The sequence below is a fragment of the Mycobacterium sp. NGS57 genome, from assembly GCF_059812405.1.
The window spans coordinates 243393-263068 of the sequence record NZ_JCALCP010000006.1 but is presented as its reverse complement, the minus strand read 5'-3'; the positions used below and the strand labels follow the sequence as shown (position 1 = coordinate 263068).

Annotated in this window: 18 protein-coding genes and 1 pseudogene; 9 read left to right on the top strand and 10 right to left on the bottom strand. The window is 68.5% G+C overall.

Going from position 1 to position 19676, the window contains the following annotated elements; genetic code table 11:
• The 3 genes and pseudogenes from AC5Y43_RS13830 to AC5Y43_RS13820 form a co-directional block, all read left to right on the top strand.
• Positions 1 to 1053, top strand: a complete 1053-nt coding sequence (locus tag AC5Y43_RS13830) for an acyl-CoA dehydrogenase family protein (protein ID WP_499973241.1) — start codon at positions 1 to 3, stop codon at positions 1051 to 1053.
• On the top strand, positions 1054 to 2235 hold the full coding sequence (locus AC5Y43_RS13825) for an acyl-CoA dehydrogenase family protein (protein WP_499973237.1): 1182 nt from the start codon (positions 1054 to 1056) through the stop codon (positions 2233 to 2235).
• Between the two features lie 224 nt (positions 2236 to 2459).
• Positions 2460 to 2632: pseudogene (locus AC5Y43_RS13820) on the top strand (CAP domain-containing protein); the annotation flags it as partial.
• 21 nt (positions 2633 to 2653) lie between these two features.
• Here the strand turns inward: AC5Y43_RS13820 and AC5Y43_RS13815 are convergent.
• The 9 genes from AC5Y43_RS13815 to AC5Y43_RS13775 form a co-directional block, all read right to left on the bottom strand.
• Positions 2654 to 3799, bottom strand: a complete 1146-nt coding sequence (locus AC5Y43_RS13815; protein WP_499973236.1) for a thiolase family protein — start codon at positions 3797 to 3799, stop codon at positions 2654 to 2656.
• A gap of 78 nt (positions 3800 to 3877) precedes the next feature.
• On the bottom strand, positions 3878 to 5092 hold the full coding sequence (locus AC5Y43_RS13810) for a CaiB/BaiF CoA transferase family protein (protein WP_499973234.1): 1215 nt from the start codon (positions 5090 to 5092) through the stop codon (positions 3878 to 3880).
• Between the two features lie 34 nt (positions 5093 to 5126).
• Positions 5127 to 6317: a cytochrome P450 gene (locus AC5Y43_RS13805; RefSeq protein WP_499973232.1), complete on the bottom strand. Its 1191-nt coding sequence runs from the start codon at positions 6315 to 6317 to the stop codon at positions 5127 to 5129.
• Positions 6314 to 7519 (bottom strand): cytochrome P450, encoded by a 1206-nt coding sequence (locus AC5Y43_RS13800; protein ID WP_499973229.1) that lies wholly within the window; start codon positions 7517 to 7519, stop codon positions 6314 to 6316. The genes AC5Y43_RS13805 and AC5Y43_RS13800 overlap by 4 nt, the downstream gene beginning before the upstream one ends.
• Positions 7520 to 7614: 95 nt before the next feature.
• Positions 7615 to 8448 (bottom strand): SDR family NAD(P)-dependent oxidoreductase, encoded by an 834-nt coding sequence (locus AC5Y43_RS13795; protein WP_499973227.1) that lies wholly within the window; start codon positions 8446 to 8448, stop codon positions 7615 to 7617.
• A 7-nt stretch (positions 8449 to 8455) separates the two neighbouring features.
• Positions 8456 to 10108, bottom strand: coding sequence for an acyl-CoA synthetase (locus AC5Y43_RS13790; protein ID WP_499973433.1), 1653 nt, complete (start codon positions 10106 to 10108; stop codon positions 8456 to 8458).
• Positions 10109 to 10116: 8 nt separating this feature from the next.
• Positions 10117 to 10746, bottom strand: coding sequence for a PaaI family thioesterase (locus AC5Y43_RS13785; RefSeq protein WP_499973225.1), 630 nt, complete (start codon positions 10744 to 10746; stop codon positions 10117 to 10119).
• Complete coding sequence (locus AC5Y43_RS13780; protein ID WP_499973224.1) at positions 10734 to 11348, bottom strand: cysteine hydrolase family protein; 615 nt, start codon at positions 11346 to 11348, stop codon at positions 10734 to 10736. The genes AC5Y43_RS13785 and AC5Y43_RS13780 overlap by 13 nt, the downstream gene beginning before the upstream one ends.
• On the bottom strand, positions 11345 to 12337 hold the full coding sequence (locus AC5Y43_RS13775; protein ID WP_499973222.1) for a Rieske 2Fe-2S domain-containing protein: 993 nt from the start codon (positions 12335 to 12337) through the stop codon (positions 11345 to 11347). The genes AC5Y43_RS13780 and AC5Y43_RS13775 overlap by 4 nt, the downstream gene beginning before the upstream one ends.
• Before the next feature lie 76 nt (positions 12338 to 12413).
• Between AC5Y43_RS13775 and AC5Y43_RS13770 the strand changes: the two genes are divergently transcribed.
• From AC5Y43_RS13770 to AC5Y43_RS13750, 5 genes are read left to right on the top strand one after another with little or no spacing between them, the layout of a single operon-like run.
• Positions 12414 to 12860 (top strand): nuclear transport factor 2 family protein, encoded by a 447-nt coding sequence (locus tag AC5Y43_RS13770; RefSeq protein ID WP_499973219.1) that lies wholly within the window; start codon positions 12414 to 12416, stop codon positions 12858 to 12860.
• A complete protein-coding gene (locus tag AC5Y43_RS13765; RefSeq protein WP_499973218.1) occupies positions 12853 to 14469 on the top strand; it encodes a flavin-containing monooxygenase in 1617 nt (538 codons plus the stop codon). Before AC5Y43_RS13770 ends, AC5Y43_RS13765 begins: the two co-directional genes overlap by 8 nt.
• Positions 14470 to 15570, top strand: coding sequence for a PHB depolymerase family esterase (locus AC5Y43_RS13760; RefSeq protein ID WP_499973216.1), 1101 nt, complete (start codon positions 14470 to 14472; stop codon positions 15568 to 15570). It begins immediately after the preceding gene.
• Complete coding sequence (locus AC5Y43_RS13755; RefSeq protein WP_499973214.1) at positions 15567 to 15950, top strand: nuclear transport factor 2 family protein; 384 nt, start codon at positions 15567 to 15569, stop codon at positions 15948 to 15950. Before AC5Y43_RS13760 ends, AC5Y43_RS13755 begins: the two co-directional genes overlap by 4 nt.
• Entirely contained in the window at positions 15947 to 16984 is a 1038-nt protein-coding gene (locus tag AC5Y43_RS13750) for a TIGR03857 family LLM class F420-dependent oxidoreductase (RefSeq protein ID WP_499973213.1), read from the top strand. The genes AC5Y43_RS13755 and AC5Y43_RS13750 overlap by 4 nt, the downstream gene beginning before the upstream one ends.
• A gap of 71 nt (positions 16985 to 17055) precedes the next feature.
• On the opposite strand, the gene AC5Y43_RS13745 is transcribed toward AC5Y43_RS13750, so the two are convergent.
• Positions 17056 to 18552 (bottom strand): acyl-CoA carboxylase subunit beta, encoded by a 1497-nt coding sequence (locus tag AC5Y43_RS13745; protein WP_499973211.1) that lies wholly within the window; start codon positions 18550 to 18552, stop codon positions 17056 to 17058.
• An 85-nt stretch (positions 18553 to 18637) separates the two neighbouring features.
• Between AC5Y43_RS13745 and AC5Y43_RS13740 the strand changes: the two genes are divergently transcribed.
• A complete protein-coding gene (locus AC5Y43_RS13740; RefSeq protein WP_499973210.1) occupies positions 18638 to 19669 on the top strand; it encodes an LLM class F420-dependent oxidoreductase in 1032 nt (343 codons plus the stop codon).
• Positions 19670 to 19676 lie beyond the last annotated feature (7 nt).

Below are 19676 nucleotides of genomic sequence, written 5' to 3'. Positions count from 1 at the left end.
ATGGACCGTTACGAACTACGCAGGCTCGACTACAGCCTGACCTCCGACCACGAGGCGTTGCAGACCGCCTACCGGGATTTCTTCAAGACGCACTGCCCGATCGAGACCGTGCGCGCCGCAGAGGAATCCGGCTTCGACAAGAACCTGTGGGAGCGGTTGTGCGCGATGGGCGCGACGACCATGGCGCTGCCGGAATCCGCGGGCGGCGACGGGGCGACGCTGGTGGATCTGACGTTGGTGGCCGAGGAGATCGGCCGCTCGCTGGCGCCGGTGCCGTGGATCGACCAGGTGTGCGCGGCCCGGCTGCTGGCGCGGCTCGGCGCGGCGGAACCGGATGTCGTCACCGGCAAGCAGCTCGTGGCGTTCGACCCACAGCACGACAGTGTATCCGGGTCCCGGCTGCTCCCGACCGGGTCGATCGCCGATCAGATCATCGTCCGCGACGGCAACGATGTGGTTCGGCTGACGTTCGCCACCCGCCCGACGAAGGTCGACAACATCGGCCGGCTGCCGATGGCCTGGGTCGATCCCGCGACGGCCGACGCCCGCACCGTGCTGGCCGGCGGGTCGGCCGCGCTGGCGGAATACCAACGGGCGCTGGACGAATGGCGGGTCCTGACCGCGTCGGCGCTGGTGGGCCTCGTCGAGGAGACCATGACGATCGCGGCGGAGTTCGCGAAGACCCGCTACACGCTGGGCGTGCCGATCTCGACGTTGCAGGGCATCTCGCATCCGCTGGCCAACATCGCGATCACCGTGCAGGGTGGCCGCAACCTGGCCCGGCGTGCGGCGTGGTTCCTGGACAACGAGCCCGACGAACGCCCGGATCTGGCGCCGTCGGCGTTCGTGTTCATGGCCGAAGAAGCGCCCAAGGCCGCGACCATGGCGGTGCACGTGCAGGGCGGTCTCGGGGTTTCGGCGGAGGCGGCCGCGACGGCGTATCTGGTGCGCGCCCGCGGGTGGGCGCTGGCCGGCGGCGACCCCGGCGCCAGCGCCAAATACATCGGCGAGCTCGTCGCCGCACGGGAAAGCAACTCGGGAAGGGAAGCATAGGTGGATTTCTCACGAGTCGCGCTGTCCGACGACGATCGGGCATTCCTCGACGAGGCCCGCGAGGTCCTGCGCACCCATGTCACCGAAGACGTCAGGCGCCGCGACCGCGAAACCGGCGACAACTTCGACGAGGGGGTGCACCTGGCGCTGGGCGCCGGGGGATACCTCGAGCGGGAGTGGAAGCCGGAAGCCGACGGCGGCTTCACCCGCCTGCGTCGTCGCATCTGGGAGCTGGAGAAGCGGCGCGCGCACGTGCCCTGGGTGACCTGGGGGACCACCGCGATGGTGGCCCGCTCGGTGGCACGGTTCGGCTCACCCGAGCTGCAGGACGAGGTGCTCCCGCGAGTATTCAGCGGACACGTCCGGCTGTGCCTGGGCTACACCGAGCCCGAGGGCGGGTCCGACATCGCCACCTGCAAGACCCGCGCGGTGCGCGACGGTAACGGCTGGATCATTAACGGTTCCAAGATGTTCACCACCGGCGCGCACAACTGTCAGTACGTCTTCCTGATCACCAACACCGACCCCGAGGCCCAGAAACACAAGAGCCTGACCATGTTTCTGGTGCCGCTGGACACCCCGGGGATCGAGATCCAGGGCATCCGCACCATCGACGGCGACCGCACCAACATCGTCTACTACAGCGACGTGCGCGTCGACGACAAGTACCGCCTCGGCGACGTGAACGCCGGCTGGACCGTGCTGCGCGAGCCGCTCAACGTCGAGCACGGGGCGGTCGCCGCCGCGCCCGACGGGCTGCAGGACGTGTCGATCATGATGCACCAGGCCGGCTTCATGGCCGACGCCGTCGACAAGGCCGCCGGCAAGTCCGCCCGGCGGGATACCAACGGGCGCAGGCTGATCGACGACTCGTCGGTGGCCTACCGGCTCGGCCGCAGCGCCGCCCGAATGGAGGCGGCGCTGAGCGCGCCCAGTATCTTCGGCCGGGTTGCGCTGGCGCAGACGATGCGCGACATCTCCCCGGAGCTGATGGACATTCTCGGCACCGCGTCGGCGCTGCCTTTCGGCACCGACGGCGCGGCCGACGACGGCGCGGCCGAATACGTCTACCGGTTCGCCCCGCTGGTCGGCATCTACGGCGGCACCCTCGAGGTGTTCCGCAACATGATCGCGCAGTACGTGCTCGGCCTGGGCAAGCCCGCCTACGCGAAAAGTTCCTGACGCCGAGCGTGCAGCTGTTGTGAAATTCGGCGCGAAAACTCGCAACAGTTTCACGCTCGGCGAAGGCTAGGTTGCGGCGAGGTCCCAACTGTCACTTGCGTTTCTGGAGGAGTTGGCACCCTGTTTGCCCGCCTTAGAGCGACAACCCGTGGCGCGCAAGGGATTTGCCGCTACGAGGTAGGCAATTCGTTGACCAATTCCGGACAGGTGCGGAAGTGGCGGATGTGACTGGCGCCGGTAGCATCGATCGCACCGTCGTAGTGGCCGTTTACGGACAGCCGCACATGCCAATCCCAGCCCCGACTACGACGTCAGTGACGAAATCGAATTCGGCGTCAACTGGCTGCCGTGGATCCTCAGGGGCGTGTACCCACCGCCCGCCTATCCTCCGCAGTGAGCGCGACTACGCAGTGGCGGGCTAGGTCGTCAAAACTGTCGCCGCCGCGGTGCCGGGCGCGCCGTAGAGCTGGGCGAAGCCGACACGCGGCTCACCGGCGACCTGCCGATCGCCCGCCTCGCCGCGCAATTGCCGTACCAGCTCGTGGATTTGGCGCAGGCCCGACGCCCCGATCGGCTCGCCGTTGGCGATCAGCCCGCCGTCGGTGTTGATCGGCATCGAACCGCTGATCTCGGTGGCGCCGTCGGCCAGCAAGCGCTCCTGCTCGCCGTGGGCGCAGAACCCGCATTCGGCCATGTGGATGATCTCGGCGCCGGCGTCGGTGTCCTGCAGCTGGATGACGTCGACGTCTTCGGGGGCCACACCGGCCTTTTCGAACGCCGCGCGCGCCGCGTACACCGTCGGCGCCACGTCCTCGTCGACCGGGGCGAACGTGGTGTTCACCTCGTAGGCGCCGTAGCGGCGGGTGCGCACCTCGACCGAGCGCAGGAAGACCGGCTTGTCGGTGAAGCGGTGCGCGATGTCCGCGCGGCACATGACCACCGCGGCGGCACCCTCGTCGGGCGCGCAGAACATGTACTGGGTCAGCGGGTAGTTCAGCATCGTCGAGTCGAGGATCTCGTCCTCCGGAATCGGCTTGCGCCGAAACGCGTTCGGATTCCTCTCCCCGTTGCGGAAGTTCTTGGCGGCCACCTTGGCCAGCGTCCGCTGGGAGATGCCGTGCTCGTGCAGGTAGCGGTTGGCCTTCATGCCGAAGAATTGGGTGGTGAGGTACTGGCCGTTCTCGGCGTACCAGCGCGGCATCCCCACCAGGGCGGGATCCTCGGTGAACGCGCCGCGCGGGTGCTTGTCCAGGCCGACGGAGATGCCGATGTCGTAGTCGCCCAGCCGGATTCCGTCGGCGCAGGCCTTGGCGGCACTGGCCGCGGTCGCGCAGGCGTTGAACACGTTCGTGAACGGAATGCCCGACAGCCCGACCATCCCGACGATCGCGTCGGGGTTGGCGACCGTCCAGCTGCCCCCGGTGGCGGCCTGGATGTCCTTCCACTCGACACCGGCATCCTTGACCGCGGCGAAGATGGCGTCGACGCCCATCTGCATCGCGGACTTGCCCTCGAAGCGGCCGAACGGGTGCAGACCAACGCCAATGATGGCTACCTCGTTCATTGAGTTCCTCTCTCGTTGACTCTGCAATGGTGGCGGAAAAAGTCGAGTAAGCGTCGCCCCCACCGCAGACTCAACGACTCACGCAATTGCTCCCGACTCCTTGAGCGCATCGATGCGGTCCCAGTCCATCCCGATCTCCATCAGGACGATCTCGGTGTGCTCGGAAGCTTGTGGCGCCCGGGTGGTCTCGAGCGGTTCGTGATTGAACTGCACCGGACCGCGGACGACCTTGAACGGCGCCCCGCCGCTGGCGACCTCGACCTCGGCGACCATGTCGTTGGCGAGCGCCTGCTCGTCGTTGGCGAGGTCGATGAGGCTCTGGAACGGCGCCCACTGGCCCTTCATGGTCTTGAGGTGCTGGCGCCAGTAGTCAAAGGGCTTGGCGGCGAAGGCGTTCGCGATGAGCTCGGCGGCCGCGCCGGCGTTCTGGATCAGCGGGAGCACGTCGGAGAAGCGGGGATCGTGGGCGGCCTCGGGGATGCCGAGGTGCTCGAAGGTGTCGCGGATCAGGCCGGTGGGGCTGATGATGCACAAGTTGATCGTGCCGCCGTCGGAGGTTTCGTAGTTGCCCATGAAGGGGTTCACCGACGGCGCAAGCGAACCCGGCATCGGGGTGCGCATCACCTCGCCGGTTTCCATGCCCTGCGTCACGCTCGCGCCCGCCGCCCACCACGCCGTGCTCAGCAGCGACACGTCCAGCTCGACGGCCTCCCCGGTGCGTTCGCGGTGCAGCAGCGCGGCCGAGATCCCACCCGCGATGAACATGCCGCCGATGGAGTCCCCGAATGCGGGAATGCCCTGTCCCAGTGCGCCGCCCAGCTCCTCGGGCGTCAGCGCGTACCCCACGCCGCTGCGCGTCCAGAACGCCGTCCCGTCATAGCCGCCGACGTCCCGCTCCGGGCCCTTGTCGCCGTAGGCGCTGCCCCGGGCGTACACGATGTTGGGGTTCGCCGCTCGGATGTGCTCGACGTCGAACTTGTGCTTCTGGCGCTGCGCGGGCATGTAATTGGTCAAGAACACGTCGGAGACCTTCGCCAGTTCGTAGATCACCTCCTGGCCACCCGGGGTGGAGATGTCGATGCCGACGCTGCGCTTGCCCCGGTTGGGATGCTCCATCAGCGGGTGCCGGTTGGGGTCGACCTGGATGCCCCCCATGTTGAGGAAGCCGCGCTGGGTATCCCCGCGCGCCGGGTGCTCGACCTTGATGACGTCGGCGCCCCAGTCGGCGAGGATCGCGCCGGCGGCCGGGACGAACGTGAACTGCGCGACCTCGAGGACCCGAAAGCCCTGCATTACCTTGACTGTTTTTGGCACCATTCCCGAAAACCTACTTCGCCTCGAACGTAACCGGAAGCGCGGTCGGCGAGCGGAACGGCTGACCGTGGATATGCGGATCCCGAGCGTCACCGTCGGCGACAAGCTGGATGTCGGCCAGCCGGTCCAACAGGCATTCGAGCGCGACCCGGGTCTCCATCCGCGCCAGGTGCAGACCCAGGCAGGTGTGCTCGCCGGCGGCGAACGAGATGTGCGGCATGGGCGCGCGGAAGATGTCGAATTCCTCCGCGCGGTCCCAGCGGTGCCCGTCGCGATTCGCCGACCCGATGCACACGTCGACCACCGACCGCGCCGGGATCTCGACCCCATCCAATTCGGTGTCTTCGGAAGTGAACCGCTGCACCGTGGTCAGCGGCGTCTCGAAGCGCAGCCCCTCCTCGATCGCCGGCGCGACCAGCGCGCGATCGGCCTGCACCGCCGCGAACTGCTCGGGATGGGTGAGCAACAGGTAAAGCAGGTTGCCCGACGACCGGTAGGTGGTCTCCAGCCCGGCGGGAAGCAGCAGCCGCAGAAACGAATAGATGGCTTCGTCGCCGAGTCTTTCGCCGTCGATCTCCGCGGCCACCAGGTCGCCGATGATGTCCTCGGTCGGGTGGGCCCGGCGCGCGTCGATCTGCTCGACGAAGTAGTCCTTCAACGCCGCCGACGCCTCGAAGGCGCGTTCGTACTTGACCGCATAGCTGATCAGCTCCACCGCGCGCCGGCGGAACATCGGCAGGTCCTCTGACGGCAGACCCAGCAACGCGGCGATGACCCGGGTGGGGAATTCGAACGTGAACTGCCGCACCAGATCGGCGCGCCCGTCGTCGACGAAGTCGTCGATGAGCGCGTTGCAGATCGGCCGCACGACCGTCGGCTCCCAACGGGCCAGCGCCTTGGACTTGAACGCCGCGGACACCAGATTGCGGTGATCGCGGTGCTTTTTGCCCTCCATCGCCAGAATGGTCGGCCCCATGAACAGCCCGATGGTGGTGTCGTACATCGCCGAGCTGAACACCCGGCCGTCGCGAAACACCTTGTTCACCGCGTCGAACGACACCGCCGCGAAAGACCTTTTGGGCCGCAGCGACGCCGGGGTCTTGGAATAGTCCATGACCGTGCCGCAAAACACCCCACCTTCACCGCGCTTTCGGGCGAAGTAGGGGTAGGGGTCACGCAGGTAGTCGGTTGGCTTGTCCGTCATCTCAACACCCGCACGGGGACGCGGGACCACCCGGCCACGTTCTGCATGCTCACCCGTTCGCAGCGATCCCACAGCACCTCGTAGCGCGGCATGTGATCGAGCAGCTTCTCCAGCGCGATCGCGCTTTCCATCCGGGCCAGCGCCGCCCCGAGACAGCTGTGAATGCCGTACCCGAAGCCGAGGTTCTGCGCCTCGGCCCGGTCCCGTTCGATGTCGAAGGCGTCCGGGTCGGTCCAGCCTTCGGGGTCGCGGTTCGCCGAAGCGCCGATGAGGAAGACTGGCTTGCCCGCCGGGATCGTGATGCCGTGCAGCTCAATGTCTTTCATCGACCGGCGCACGTTGTACTGTGACGGCGCCTCGTAGCGCAATAGCTCTTCGACGGCCGCGGGGATCTTGCTGCGGTCGTCGAGCAGCTTCTGCCATTGCTCGGGGTTACGGGCGAAGACCACCGCCGCGTTGCCGACCAGTTTGGTCACCGTTTCGGCGCCCGCACCGCCCAACAGGGTCGCGAACCCGGCGATCTCGGACCCTTTCAGCCGGGTCGTTTCGCCGTCCTCGCGTTCGATTTCGGCGGCGATCAGGTGAGAGATCATGTCGTCTTGCGGCTCGGCGCGCCGCTGCTGGATGAGCTCGTAGTACATCACCCAGGAGTTGGCCATCGCCTGGGCGCCGGCCTCGGACATGTCGATTTGGCCCGGCTCGCGGTGCAGCAACTCGTCAATCCAGAGCCTGACCTTCTGGCGGTGGTCGGCGGGCACGCCGAGCATCCCGGTGATCACTTCCACCGGGAACAACGCCGAGAAGTCTTGGACGACATCGAATTTGTCGGGATCGGCCGCCGCCAGGTAGTGCTCGATCTGCTCGGTCACCATCGCCTTGAGCGCCGTGATGGCCCGTGGGGTGAATACCTTGTTGACGAGGCTGCGCATGTGCCGGTGCTCGGGCGGGTCCAGCGAGATGATCATCTTCGCCGGCACCTTCTCGCCCCTGCGCACCATCCCCAGGTCGACCCCGTACGCCGACGAATACGTCTCGAAATCCTTGAACGCGGCCGCGACGTCGGCGTGCCGGCTCAGCGCATAGAAGTCGTACTGCTCGCTGTAATAAACCGGGGCTTCCTCGCGCAACCGGCGGTACGTTTCATACGGTCCATTGAAGAAGTCCGTCGAAAACGGATCAAATACCAGGTCGGCGACGGTCATCGCGGCACGCTGCCTGCGCCGGAACCGCCGGAGGTCATCGCCTGGAAAACCATCCGGTAATACTAACAGTATCTACGCCAGTATGGGATCGCCGATCAGCGGCCCGACCGCGAGTTCGTCACGCGCGCGGCGTGGGCCAGCAGCGCGGCGTAGCCGGCGCCCAACAGCCGGGGCATGGCGGCCATCGCGCGCCCGTCGGGCCCGATGAGGATGCGGGCCCGGTTCTTCTCGGCCCCGCGCAGGATGAGGCGGGCCGCCTTCTCGGGGGTGGTAAGCGCCGCGCGCGCAAAGAGTTTGGCCGCCTGGTCGGGGTCCTCGGTCTCGGCGGCGCGCATGTTGGTGCCGAAGTTGGTGCGCACGACGCCCGGGTGCACGCAGTGCACGGTCACGTCGCGGCGTTCGATGATCATCTCCTGGCGCAGCGCCTCGGTGAAGCCGCGCACCGCGAATTTCGCGGTGCTGTAGGCGCCTTGATAGGGGACGGCGATGAGCCCGAAGGCGCTGGACAGGTTGACCAGCCGCGCGGGGCGCTGGGCGGTGCCGCTCTCGATGAGCTGCGGCAGGAATGCCTTGGTGCCGTTGACGACGCCACCGATGTTGATGCCGGTCAGCCAGTCGAAGTCGGACCACGACATGTCGGCCACGCTGGCGAACAGGTCGACGCCGGCATTGTTGAACAGCATCGAGGCGGGCCCGAGGTCGCGGCGCACGTCGTCGGCGTGGGCCAGCACGGCGTCGCGGTCGGCGACGTCGAGCCGATACGTCGTGACTCGGCCGTCCGGGCACAGCGCGCGGGTTTCGGCCAGCCCGGCCTGGTCGATGTCGGACGCGGCGACGTGGGCCCCGCCCTCGGTGAGCGCGCGGGTCAGGGCGCGCCCGATGCCCGAGCCGGCGCCCGTGACGACCGCGACGCGATCCTGATAGTTCATGGCATCCTCAGCCGTTCTGCGCCTGTTCGCGCGCCCACCGGTAGTCGGCCTTGCCCGACGGGCTGCGCTCGACGACCGGCCGGAACACGATCGCCTTCGGAAGCTTGTAGCGCGCCAACGAGTTTGAGGCGTGGGCAATCAATTCCTCCGCGCCGGCATCCGCACCCTCGGCCAGCGCGACGACGGCGACGACCTCCTGGCCCCATCGCTCGCTGGGCCGGCCGGCGACCACCACGTCGGCCACCGCGGGATGCGACGCGATCGCGGTCTCGACCTCCTCGACGAAGATCTTCTCGCCGCCGGAATTGATGCACACCGAGTCGCGGCCCAGCAACTCGATGCTGCCGTCGGCGCTGTGGCGTGCCCGGTCACCGGGGACCGCGTAGCGGACCCCGTCGATCACCGGGAAGGTCTTGGCGGTCTTGGCCGCATCGCCCTTGTAGCCGAGCGGGACGTAGCCGCGCTGCGCGAGCCAGCCCATCCCGTCGTGGCCGGGCGGCAGGATGGCGTCGAGTTTTTCGGCGGCGACGAAGGTATCCGGGCCGGGATTGAAGGTGCCGGTCGACACCGCCCCGGTCGTCGACAGGTGGCTCATCTGTGCGCCCGTTTCCGACGATCCGACTCCGTCGATGACGAGGGCGTTCGGCAGCGCCTCGATCAGGCGCTGCTTGATGTGGGGGGTCAGCAGCGCGCCGCCGTTGGCGACCACGGCCAGCGACGACACGTCCGCATCGCCCTTCTCGATGGCGGCGAGCAGCGGTCGCGCCACCGCGTCACCGACGACGGTCACGACGGAGACCTTCTCACGCTCGATGGTGCGCACGACGTCGTCGGCGTCCAAATGGTCGACCACCGAAGGGAAGACGACGGACTGCCCGGTGGTGATCGCCGTCATCACGCTCCACTGGGCAGCGCCGTGAATCAGCGGCGGCAGCACCATCAGCTTGGTGCCCGGACCCGCGGCCGCGCCCGCCACGATCTCGTCGACGGAGCCGAAAGGCTGCCCGGTCACCAGGTTTCGGCCGCCGAAGGATGTCATGAAGATGTCGTGCTGGCGCCACAGCACACCCTTCGGCATCCCCGTCGTGCCGCCGGTGTACAGGACGTAGAGGTCGTCGGGCGAATGCTGCACCGGCGGCGGCTGCGGCGAGCTGGACGCCAGGGCGGCCTCGTAATCGACCGCGCCGTAGAGCAAGTCGTGGCCCGAGTCGTCGGCGATCTGAATCAGCACGCGCAGCTGCGGAAGCTCGGGCAGGACTTCGGCGACCCGGGGCGCGAACGCGGCGTGGTAGAGCAGGGCCGTCGCACCGGAATCCCTCAGCAGGTAGTGCAGTTCGTTCTTGACGTAGCGGAAGTTGACGTTGAAGGGGGCGACCCGCGCCTGGAACGAGCCCAGCAGCGCCTCGACGAATTCGGTCCCGTTGTAGGCGTACAGGCCCAGCAGGTCCTGTCCCGCCTCATGGCCGGCCAGGCCGGAGCGCTCCGTGTGACAACCCAGCCCGCGCGAGTGCAGGTACGCGGCGAGGCGGTTGGCCCGGTCGATGACCTGGGCATAGCTGTAGCGCCGTTCACCGTGGATCACGAGTTCGCGGTCGGGGATCGCCGCGGCGACGGCCTTGGCGACCGCCGGTACGGTGAATTGCGTTGTGGCGTCGGACATCATGCCTCTCACGGCTGGTGGGGTAGCAGGCGGACCATCAGGCCGGTGGCTTCGCTGAGCAGCGTGCCGTCGGCAGCCGTCATGCTAGCCGCCACGAAGTATTTCCGTCCGTCGACCTCGGTGATCCGGCCTTCGGCCGTCAGCGGCGCGTCGATGGGGGTGACGTTGCGGAAGTCGACGTGCAAAAAGGCGGTGCGGGTCGGCGGGCACCCGGCGCTCGACACGACCATCCCGAACAGCCAGTCGTAGAAGAGCGGGATCATCCCGCCGTGCACGGCGTTGTTCCCGCCCACGTGTGCCCGGGTGAAGTGTCCGTCCATGGTGACTCCGGCGGGCCCGGACTCGGTGACCAGCCAGGGCGGCAGCAGGGGATGGCCCAGCCCGGGCAGTCCGATGACCCGCCCGCCCGGCGCCACGCCCTGGGGCGCCGGGTGACCGTCCAGCAACGCGCAGGCCTCCTCGACGTGCTCGGCCGCCGCGTCCCAGGCCGGACTGTCGGTGGAGACGGCCAGGTCCTGAAGCCGGCGCACGGCGTTGACGAACCTCTCCAGCCCGGGCGGCGCCTGCTCGGCCGGTTTGATTTCGGGGAATCCGCCGGGGGAGTCAGTGGGCGCTTCAGTCTCGGTCACGCGCGCCATACCCGTAGCAGGTCGTCGGTCGTGGTGATGGTCGCCAGCAATGACAGCGTGTTGGCGATCATGGCCTCTCCGTACTCGGCGGGCACGCCGGCGACGGCGTCCTTGGGAACGACGACGTGGTAGGCGGCGTTGACGGCGTCCATGACGACGTTGGGGATCGCGATGTTCAGCGAGACGCCGACGACGACGATGGTGGAGACTTCGAGGTTGCGCAGCACCGCGTCGAGGTCGGTGCCCCCCATCGGCCCGACGCCGTGCCAGCGACGCAGCGTCAAATCGCTTGGCTCCGGACCCAATTCGGGCAGCAGGGCCGCCCCCGGGCTACCGGGAGCGATGTCCACCTGTCCCCGCCCGACGCCGAAGATCCTCGCGTTGTGGTTGGCGCCGAGCCCATCGGGGCGGCGCTGCACCAGGCAGTGCACGACGCGCACCCCGGCGGCGCGCGCGGCGGGCAGCAGTCGCACGATGTTCGGCAGGGCCACGCGGCGCGCCTCGGCGGCCAGCACGCCCAGCCCGGCGTCCGGGCCGACGACCGCGCCCTGGCACTCCTGGGTGACGATCGCGGTGCGCTCGGGCGCCACGAGGTCTTCGAGGGCCGTCATACCGGCACGTCGTAGAACTGGGCGGCCCACTTGCGCAGCGCCATATAGCCTTCCGCGTCGACCTTGGACAGCGGCGGACGCTCCACGTACTTCTGGTAGCGCCAGATCTGCAGGTCGTCGAAAACGGTGGACAGGAACTGCTTTTCGATGACCTCGCGCAGCCTGCCCGACGGCACGTCGGCGGTGTCGCCGGGGTTGCGCGGCCACCAGATCGAATAGAAGAGGTCGGAGCACTCGTCGTCGACCGGCGTGCAGGTGAAGATCAGCCGATGGTTCTGCGCGCCCTCGAAGACACTGATCGCCCCGCCCAGGCCGAACAGGTGGCTGTGGAAGCGCAGCGCGAGGTCGTCCGGGTCGTCGCTGTTCGCGTCCGGCCAGCCGGCGATGAACTGCCATTCCTGGTCGACGATCTTCCAGTCCAGCACCCGCGGCGTCACCGTGGCGTGATGCACGTACTCGAAATGGGCGCTGTCGGGGGCGTTCTCGGCCACGATCTGCGGATGCACCGGTTCGCGTTCGGCCCGCCGGGAGAACTCCGGGTACGCCCGGTAGTAGGCCGCCGGATCGGTCTCGAATTGCGGAAACTTCTCGAAGATGTCGGGCATCTCCCACTGCGGCTCCTTGCCGTCGGGCTGATGCCAGATGAACACGCAGTCGTATTGCTCCCGGACCGGGTACACCCGCAACCGCAGCGCACGGTTGGGCCGGTCGGGCTGGTAGGGGATGTACTTGTTGCGGCCGTCGGGGCCCCACCGCCACCCGTGGAACGGGCACTCGACGCAGTCGCCGACCACCTTGCCGCCGTGGCCGATGTGCGCGCCGAGGTGCTTGCAGTGCGCCTCCAGCACGTGCAGCTCGCCGGACTCGTCGCGGTAGGCGACCAGGTCCTCGCCGAAATAGTGCAGCGGCCGCACCTCGCCGACGGGGAATTCGGGTGACCAGCCGACCATGAACCAGCCGGTGACCTTCCAGGTGAAGGGCACTTTCATGCCGGCGCCTCCCGCGATCGTTGATACTAAGTCCGTTACAGTATAGATTTCAGCAGTCCGGCGGCAAGGAGCGCAAATGACCCAACCTGCTGACGAGCTGGAAGCGATCCGTCAGCTCAAGGCGCGCTACTGCCGGTTCCTGGACACCAAGGACGTCGAGGCGTGGCGCGGCGTCTTCACCACCGACGTGGTGGTCACCCTGGACATGGCGGTGTCCACCGCGGGCGCCGATCCCCAGACGGCCCCGCCCTTGATAGGCATCGACAATTTTGCCCCGATGGTGATCGGCAGCCTCGAGAACGCGGCCACCATGCACCATTGCCACACGCCGGAGCTCACGCTGACCTCGGCCACCACCGCGACCGGCATCTGGGCGATGGAAGACCTGCTCGTCTTCTCCGACGGCCGCGAGCTGCACGGCGCCGGCCACTATCACGAGACCTACGAAAAGCGTGACGGCGCCTGGCGCATCAAGACCCTGCACCTGACCCGCACCATGCTGAGGCTGACCGGCGATGGCTGAAGATCAGTTCGACGCAATCGTCATCGGCGCGGGGTTTTCCGGGCTGTACATGCTGCACCGGCTGCGGCAGCTCGGCATCCGGGCCCGCGTGCTGGAGATGGCCGAAAACGTCGGTGGCACCTGGCTTTTCAACCGGTACCCGGGCGCGCGCTGCGATATCGAGAGCATCGAGTACTCCTACAGCTTCTCCGAGGAGATTCAGCGGGAATGGGTATGGACGGAGACGATGCCGGCCCAGCCCGAGGTCGAGGCCTACCTGAACTTCGTCGCCGACCGGCTCGATTTGCGCCGCGACATCGCGTTCCACACCAAGGTGATCGCGATGAGCTTCGACGACGAAGCCGCCTCCTGGGTGGTGCGCACTGAGGCCGGCCAGACCTTCACGGCCCCGTTCGTCGTCGCCGCCTCCGGCATCCTGTCGGTCCCGCTGGAACCAGACATCCCCGGCATGGACGCGTTCACCGGGACGTCGCTGTTCACCAGCCGCTGGCCCAAGGACGACGTCGACCTCGCCGGCAGGCGCGTCGGGGTCATCGGCACCGGCTCGACCGGCGTTCAGCTCATCCCCGTCGTGGCCCGGGAAGCCAAGCAGCTCTACGTGTTTCAGCGTTCCCCGGCCTACACCCTGCCGTGGCGGGTGCGGCCGTTCGAACCCGGCGAGCTCGACGAGATGAAGGCGCGCTACGGCGAGATCCGGGCCGCACAGCGCGCCCACCCCGTCGGCGCGGCGCGGCTGAGCGCCTTCTCGGTGCTGCTCGACATGCTGGCCCGGCCGCCGCTGAAGTCGGCCACGCGCGACGAGCAACTGCGCGCCATCGAGGAACACGGCGTGCTGGGCGCGCTGAACTGGGGCGACATCTTCTTCGACATCGAAGCCAACCGGATGGCCGCCAAGCTCTACGGGGAGGCGGTGGCCCGCATCGTCGAGGACCCGGAGACCGCGGCCGCCCTGGTGCCCGAGCATCCGTTCGCGTGCAAGCGGCCGATCATCGACCAGGGCTACTACGCGACGTTCAACCGGGACAACGTCACGCTCGTCGACCTGCGCAAGGCGCCGATCCGCGAGGTGACCCCTACCGGAATAAGCACCGAGCACGCTTCCTACGACCTCGACGTGCTCGTCTACGCCACCGGGTTCGATGCCATGACCGGCGCGCTCAGCCGCATCGACATCCGCGGGCGCGGCGGACTCTCGCTCGGCGAATTCTGGGCCGACCAGGGTCCCCTGTCCTATCTGGGACTCGCGGTGGCGGGCTTCCCCAACCTGTTCACCGTGCAAGGTCCCGGCAGCCCCAGTGCCGCAACGAACTTCGTGGCCGCGCTGGAGCAGCACGTGGAGTGGATCGGCGACTGCATCGCGCACCTGCGCGCGACCGGGATTCGCACGATCGAGGCGCTGGAAACCGCGCAGCAGGAGTGGATCGATCACGCCACGACGCTCGTCGCGCCGACGGTGCTGGTGCACCCGTCGTGCAATTCCTGGTACAACGGTGGCAACGTGCCCGGCAAGAAACGGATGTACATGGGCTATACCGGCGGAATCCCCGAATACCGCCGCCGCTGCGACGAGATCGCGGCCGGCGGATACACCGGCTTCAAGTTGGCGTAGATGCTGAACCGCGCACGGGACATCACCCGCGAACTGGGCATGCTGCTGCCGCGCACCGTGGCGGGCCTCAGGGAGTCCACCGGCTGGGCCCCGGCGTCCCCGCGCGGGCTGCGACAGTTCGGTGAGGTCATGCTGGACGAGCTTGTGCTGACCGGCTTTTCGCTGCTGAACGGCAGCCCCGCGGCGGTGCGGCCGCTGGACACCTGCACCGCGGCGGCCGACGAACTGGCGGCCCTGGGCATCGACGGCGCGCACGCCGCGCCGAAGCCGTTGCGGGCGACCTCGGCACAGCGGCGACGGATCGGCGGGCTGGCCTACGAGCGAATGAAGTTCGAGCACGATCCGCGCCTGCCGGCGACGCTTCAGGCCGACGGCCTGGGGGGCCCGGCGCGGGCGGTGGTGCACGTGTGCCGGCACACCGACGGCCCGCGGCCCTGGCTGGTGTGGGTCCACGGGGCCGGCCAGGGCGGCATCGAGGACCTGGTGCTGTCGCGGATCGGCCGGATCCATCACGGGCTGGGCTTCAACGTCGCCATGCCGGTGCAGCCCGGCCACGGCTGCCGCCGCCGCGAATGGCCGGCCTACCCGGACACCGACCCGCTGGGCAACGTCGCGGGCATGATGCGCGCGGTGTCGGAGGTCCGCGCCGTGGTGCGCTGGGTGCAGCCGCAGGCCACCGCCGTTGTGCTGGCGGGGATTTCGATGGGCACCCCGGTGGCCGCGCTGGTCTCCCACCTCGAGCGGCAGGTCGACGCGGTGGCGCTGTACACGCCGATCCTGGGGCTCAACGCGATGATCGGGCAGCACATGGCGCGCTTCGGGCAGTCCCGGGCGGGCTTCCGCGAGCTGCTGGGGTCGCCGGAGGTCGCCAAGCTGACCTCGGTGATCGACCCGCTGCGGGCCGACCCCGCGCCGCCACCGCGCCGGCGGCTCATCGTCGGGGCGTGGCACGACCGCATGGCGATGCGCGCGCCCGCGCTCGCCCTGCAGGAACGCTGGGGCGGCGAGCTGTACTGGTACGACGGCAGCCATGTCGGCCACATCTTCTCCCGGCGCGTGCTGGCGGTCACCGAACGCTTCCTGCGCGAGGTCGCCGGGTGACGGCGGCTAGCCGCACGGCCCGCGAGGTGGTCGAGCTGTACAATCTGGTGGTCTGGAACGAGCCCGACCTCGAGCTGGCCGAGGAGTTGTTCGCCGACACCGTAATTCGGCACGAGGTGGGCGAGGCGCACACGCTGACCCGTGAGCAGGCGGTCGACCGGGTCAGGGACATGTGGGCGGCGCTCGGCCGGCTGCGCTTCGAGCTGAATATCGTCATCGCGGGCGACGACGGCGAACACGTCGCGATCGTCTACGACTCGACGATCACCGCCAAGGACGGTACGGAGACGAAGATCGCCAGCATCGAGGTGTTCCGCGTCGTCGCCGGCAGGATCACCGAGGTCTGGAACTGCGGCTACAAGCAAGGAGTGTGGAATTGAGCGCGCGCGCACTTGACGAGCTGGGCTACTACCTACTGGCCGGCGCCGGCGGCGAGGGGCCGGCGACGCTGATGGACGAGGCCCGCCGCGGCGAGGAGTTGGGCTTCGGGACCGCGTTCATCTCCGAGCGCTGGAACGTCAAGGAGGCGTCGTCCCTGGTCGGTGCCGCGTGCGCGGTGACGACCCGGATGCAGATCGCCACGGCCGCAACCAATCACAACACCCGTCACCCGTTGATCACCGGGTCGTGGGCGACCACCATGCACCGGCTTTCCGGCGGGCGGTTCACGCTGGGCATCGGCCGCGGCATCGCGGCGATCTACGGGGCGTTCGGCATCCCGGCGGTGACGACAGCGCAGATGGAGGACTGGGCGCAGGTGATGCGCCGGCTGTGGCGCGGGGAGGTGATCTTCAACCACGACGGCCCAATGGGCCGCTACCCCATCCTGTTTCTGGACCCGGACTTCAACGAGGACATCCGCCTGGCGCTGGTGGCGTTCGGCCCCAACACGCTAAAGCTCGGCGGCCGCGCGTTCGACGACGTCATCCTGCACACCTACTTCACCCCGGAAACGTTGCAGCGCTGCGTGGAGACGGTGAAGTCAGCCGCCGAGAAGGCCGGCCGCGACCCGGACAGCGTGCGGGTATGGTCGTGCTTCGCGACCGTCGGCGACCACCTTCCCGAGCAACTGCGCCTGAAGAAGACGGTCGCGCGGCTGGCCACCTACCTGCAGGGCTATGGCGACCTGATGGTGCAGACCAACAACTGGGATCCCGCAGTGCTGCAACGGTTCCGGGAAGACCCGGTGGTGACGTCGATCGCGGGTGGGATCGACCACAAGGCCACACCCGAGCAGATCGAGCACATCGCGACGCTGATCCCCGGCGAATGGCTCGAACCCTCGGCCACCGGATCGGCCCGGCAGTGCGTGGAGCGCATCCGCAAGGAATTCGACTACGGCGCCGACGCGGTGATCATGCACGGTGCGACGCCCGACGAGCTCGAACCGATCGTCACGGCCTATCGTTCCTGACCGCGAAAGTGCAACTGGCGACGTATTTCCCGAGAGGGGGCGTCGGTAGTTGCACTCTCGCGGCACAGAAGTCAGGGAAGGATCGCGGTCCGCTGCACCGGCTCGGCGGCGGCCTGCCGGCTGGCGATTGAGCGTTGCAGCGACGCGAGCAGGGCGTCGCGCGTCTCGCGCGGATCGATGAGCTCGTCGAACCCCATGTGCTCGGCCGACCGGTAGGACGCCTGCAGCTCGGCGTTGCGCAGCTTGACCGAAAGATCCTCGCCGGCATGCGATGCCTTGCTCAGCGCCGCCGCGCTCATCGCGCCCATCGTCGCGCCCGGGTAGGCGAAAGTCGCGGCCTGGTGGTCGAACCCGAGCAGCGACATCACCATGGAGCCAAACCCGTACGCCTTGCGCAGCGTGACGTGCAACTTGATCGTGGTGGCCACGGTCTGGGCGGCGAACATCCGGCCGCCGGCTCGCAGCACGCCCTGGCGTTCCGAGCGGCTGCCGGGCAGCATGCCGGGATTGTCGGCCAAAAAGACGATCGGCAGGTGAAACGAGTCGGCCACCATGATGAAGTGCGCGGCCTTGTCGGCGGCGGCGGCGTCGATGGACCCGGCGAGCACCTGCGGCTGGTTGGCGACGACCGCGACGGGATGCCCGCCCAGATGCGCCAGCGCGCAGATGACCGCCCTGCCGTACTGTGGCTGCACTTCGAACCAGTCCGGGCGGTCGAAGACCACGTCGAGCACCGCGCGCATGTCATAGATCCGGCGATTGTCCCGGGAGACGATGTCGAGCAACTCCGGCGTCGGCCGCGGCGCGGCGGTGGCCCCTCCCGCACTGCCCGGCGGGTACGACCACGCGCTCGGCGGAAAATACGACAGGTAGCGGCGAACGTCGTCGAGCGCGGCTTCGTCGTCCTCGGCGACGTTGTGGATCACCCCGCTGGCCAGCGCGACGTCGGGGCCGCCCAGGTCCTCCTTCGAAATGTCTTCGCCCGTCGACTCTTTGACGACCGGCGGCCCCGCGGTGAAGATCGCGCCCTGGCGGCTCATGATCCGGAAATCGCACACCGGGGCGACGAGCGCGCCGTGTCCGGCCGAGGGCCCGAGCACCGCCGCGACCGTCGGCACCCGGCCCGAGCACCGCGTCTGCGCGAGCAGATCGGTGGGGGAGCGCCCGTAGTGCCCACCGGTGGGCCGAAAGCCCGCGCCGTCGAGCAGCATCACCAACGGGATCTTGTCGCGCACCGCCAGCTCGGCGATGCGGTAGCGCTTGGAGTTGCCGCCGGGCCCGATACTGCCCGCCAGCGTGGTGAAGTCCTCGGCGCCCACCATCACCGGAACCCCGTTGACGAGACCCGATCCGGTGACGATCGCATCGGCGGCGACGTCCCCGCCCACCAGAGTGCCGAGTTCGCGAAACGAGCCCGGGTCCAGAAGCCGCTCGATGCGCGCGCGGGCGTCGAGCTTGCCCTTGCCGCGGTGCTTGTCGAGCCGCTCCGTCCCGCCCATCCCCAGCGCGTGCCGACGGCGACGACCGAGATCTTCGAGCGTCTCCTCCCAATCAGGGGGCTTTGTCATTCTTCTGTCCTACCTCGTGCGGGTTCGGGGCGCGCGCCCGGTCTGCAGGGTCACATACTGGATTGCTTACTGTAAAGTTACCCGCATGCCGCGCGGCCCCCGCCTCAAGATCGATGGGGGCATTCCCAATCAACTCGCTCGGGTGCCGGACGCGGCCGGTGCGCTGGAACGCGACGGGTATGCCGGCGGCTGGACCGCCGAGACCAGTCACGACCCGTTTCTGCCGCTGCTGCTGGCCGCCGAGCACACCTCGCGACTCGAACTGGGCACCAACATCGCGGTCGCGTTCGCGCGCAACCCGATGATCGTCGCCAACACCGGCTGGGACCTGCAGGCGTACGCGAAGGGGCGCTTCATCCTGGGCCTGGGCACCCAGATCCGGCCGCACATCGAGAAGCGGTTCAGCATGCCGTGGGGTCAGCCCGCCCGCCGGATGCGCGAGTTCGTCTCGGCACTGCACGCGATCTGGTCGGCGTGGGCGGACGGCACCAGGCTGCGCTTCGAGGGCGACTTCTACACCCACAAGATCATGACGCCCATGTTCACCCCCGAGCCGCACGAGTATGGGCCGCCGAAGATCTTTCTCGCCGCCGTCGGCGAAGCTTTGACCGAGACGTGCGGCGAGGTCGCCGACGGCCACCTCGGCCACCCGATGGTCTCCAGGCGCTACCTCGACGAGGTGACGGTCCCGGCATTGCGGCGCGGCAGGCAGCGCCGCGGCCTACACCTCGAAGACGCCGGCGGCTTCGAGGTGTCGGCGGAGGTGCTCGTCGCCACCGGCGAGACCGAGGCCGAAGTCGCGCAAGCCACGGCCGCCGTGCGCAAGCAGATCGCCTTCTACGGCTCGACGCCCGCCTACCGCACCGTCCTGGACCTGCACGGCTGGGGCGACCTGCACACCGAACTGCACCGCCTGTCCCTGGCGGGCGAGTGGGACACCATGGGCTCGCTCATCGACGACGAGATGCTGGCGGCCTTCGCCGTCGCCGGTCCCGTGGAGACCATCGCCGCCGCGCTCCAGGCCCGCTGCGCGGAACCGGTCAACCGCGTCCTGCCGATCTTTTCGACCGCTTCGCAATCCTGTATCTCCGCCGCACTGAAGGAGTTTCGCGAGTGAGCACGAC

Bases quoted from the DNA above. Each gene is read 5' to 3' on its own strand.
- AC5Y43_RS13830 (WP_499973241.1), top strand. From the start codon at position 1: ATGGACCGTTACGAACTACGCAGGCTCGACTACAGCCTGACCTCCGAC.
- AC5Y43_RS13775 (WP_499973222.1), bottom strand. From the start codon at position 12,337: ATGAAAGTGCCCTTCACCTGGAAGGTCACCGGCTGGTTCATGGTCGGC.
- AC5Y43_RS13790 (WP_499973433.1), bottom strand. From the start codon at position 10,108: ATGTCCGACGCCACAACGCAATTCACCGTACCGGCGGTCGCCAAGGCC.
- AC5Y43_RS13795 (WP_499973227.1), bottom strand. From the start codon at position 8,448: ATGAACTATCAGGATCGCGTCGCGGTCGTCACGGGCGCCGGCTCGGGC.
- AC5Y43_RS13765 (WP_499973218.1), top strand. From the start codon at position 12,853: ATGGCTGAAGATCAGTTCGACGCAATCGTCATCGGCGCGGGGTTTTCC.
- AC5Y43_RS13745 (WP_499973211.1), bottom strand. From the start codon at position 18,552: ATGACAAAGCCCCCTGATTGGGAGGAGACGCTCGAAGATCTCGGTCGT.
- AC5Y43_RS13780 (WP_499973224.1), bottom strand. From the start codon at position 11,348: ATGACGGCCCTCGAAGACCTCGTGGCGCCCGAGCGCACCGCGATCGTC.
- AC5Y43_RS13815 (WP_499973236.1), bottom strand. From the start codon at position 3,799: ATGAACGAGGTAGCCATCATTGGCGTTGGTCTGCACCCGTTCGGCCGC.
- AC5Y43_RS13760 (WP_499973216.1), top strand. From the start codon at position 14,470: ATGCTGAACCGCGCACGGGACATCACCCGCGAACTGGGCATGCTGCTG.
- AC5Y43_RS13740 (WP_499973210.1), top strand. From the start codon at position 18,638: ATGCCGCGCGGCCCCCGCCTCAAGATCGATGGGGGCATTCCCAATCAA.
- AC5Y43_RS13770 (WP_499973219.1), top strand. From the start codon at position 12,414: ATGACCCAACCTGCTGACGAGCTGGAAGCGATCCGTCAGCTCAAGGCG.
- AC5Y43_RS13800 (WP_499973229.1), bottom strand. From the start codon at position 7,519: ATGACCGTCGCCGACCTGGTATTTGATCCGTTTTCGACGGACTTCTTC.
- AC5Y43_RS13785 (WP_499973225.1), bottom strand. From the start codon at position 10,746: ATGGCGCGCGTGACCGAGACTGAAGCGCCCACTGACTCCCCCGGCGGA.
- AC5Y43_RS13805 (WP_499973232.1), bottom strand. From the start codon at position 6,317: ATGACGGACAAGCCAACCGACTACCTGCGTGACCCCTACCCCTACTTC.
- AC5Y43_RS13810 (WP_499973234.1), bottom strand. From the start codon at position 5,092: ATGCAGGGCTTTCGGGTCCTCGAGGTCGCGCAGTTCACGTTCGTCCCG.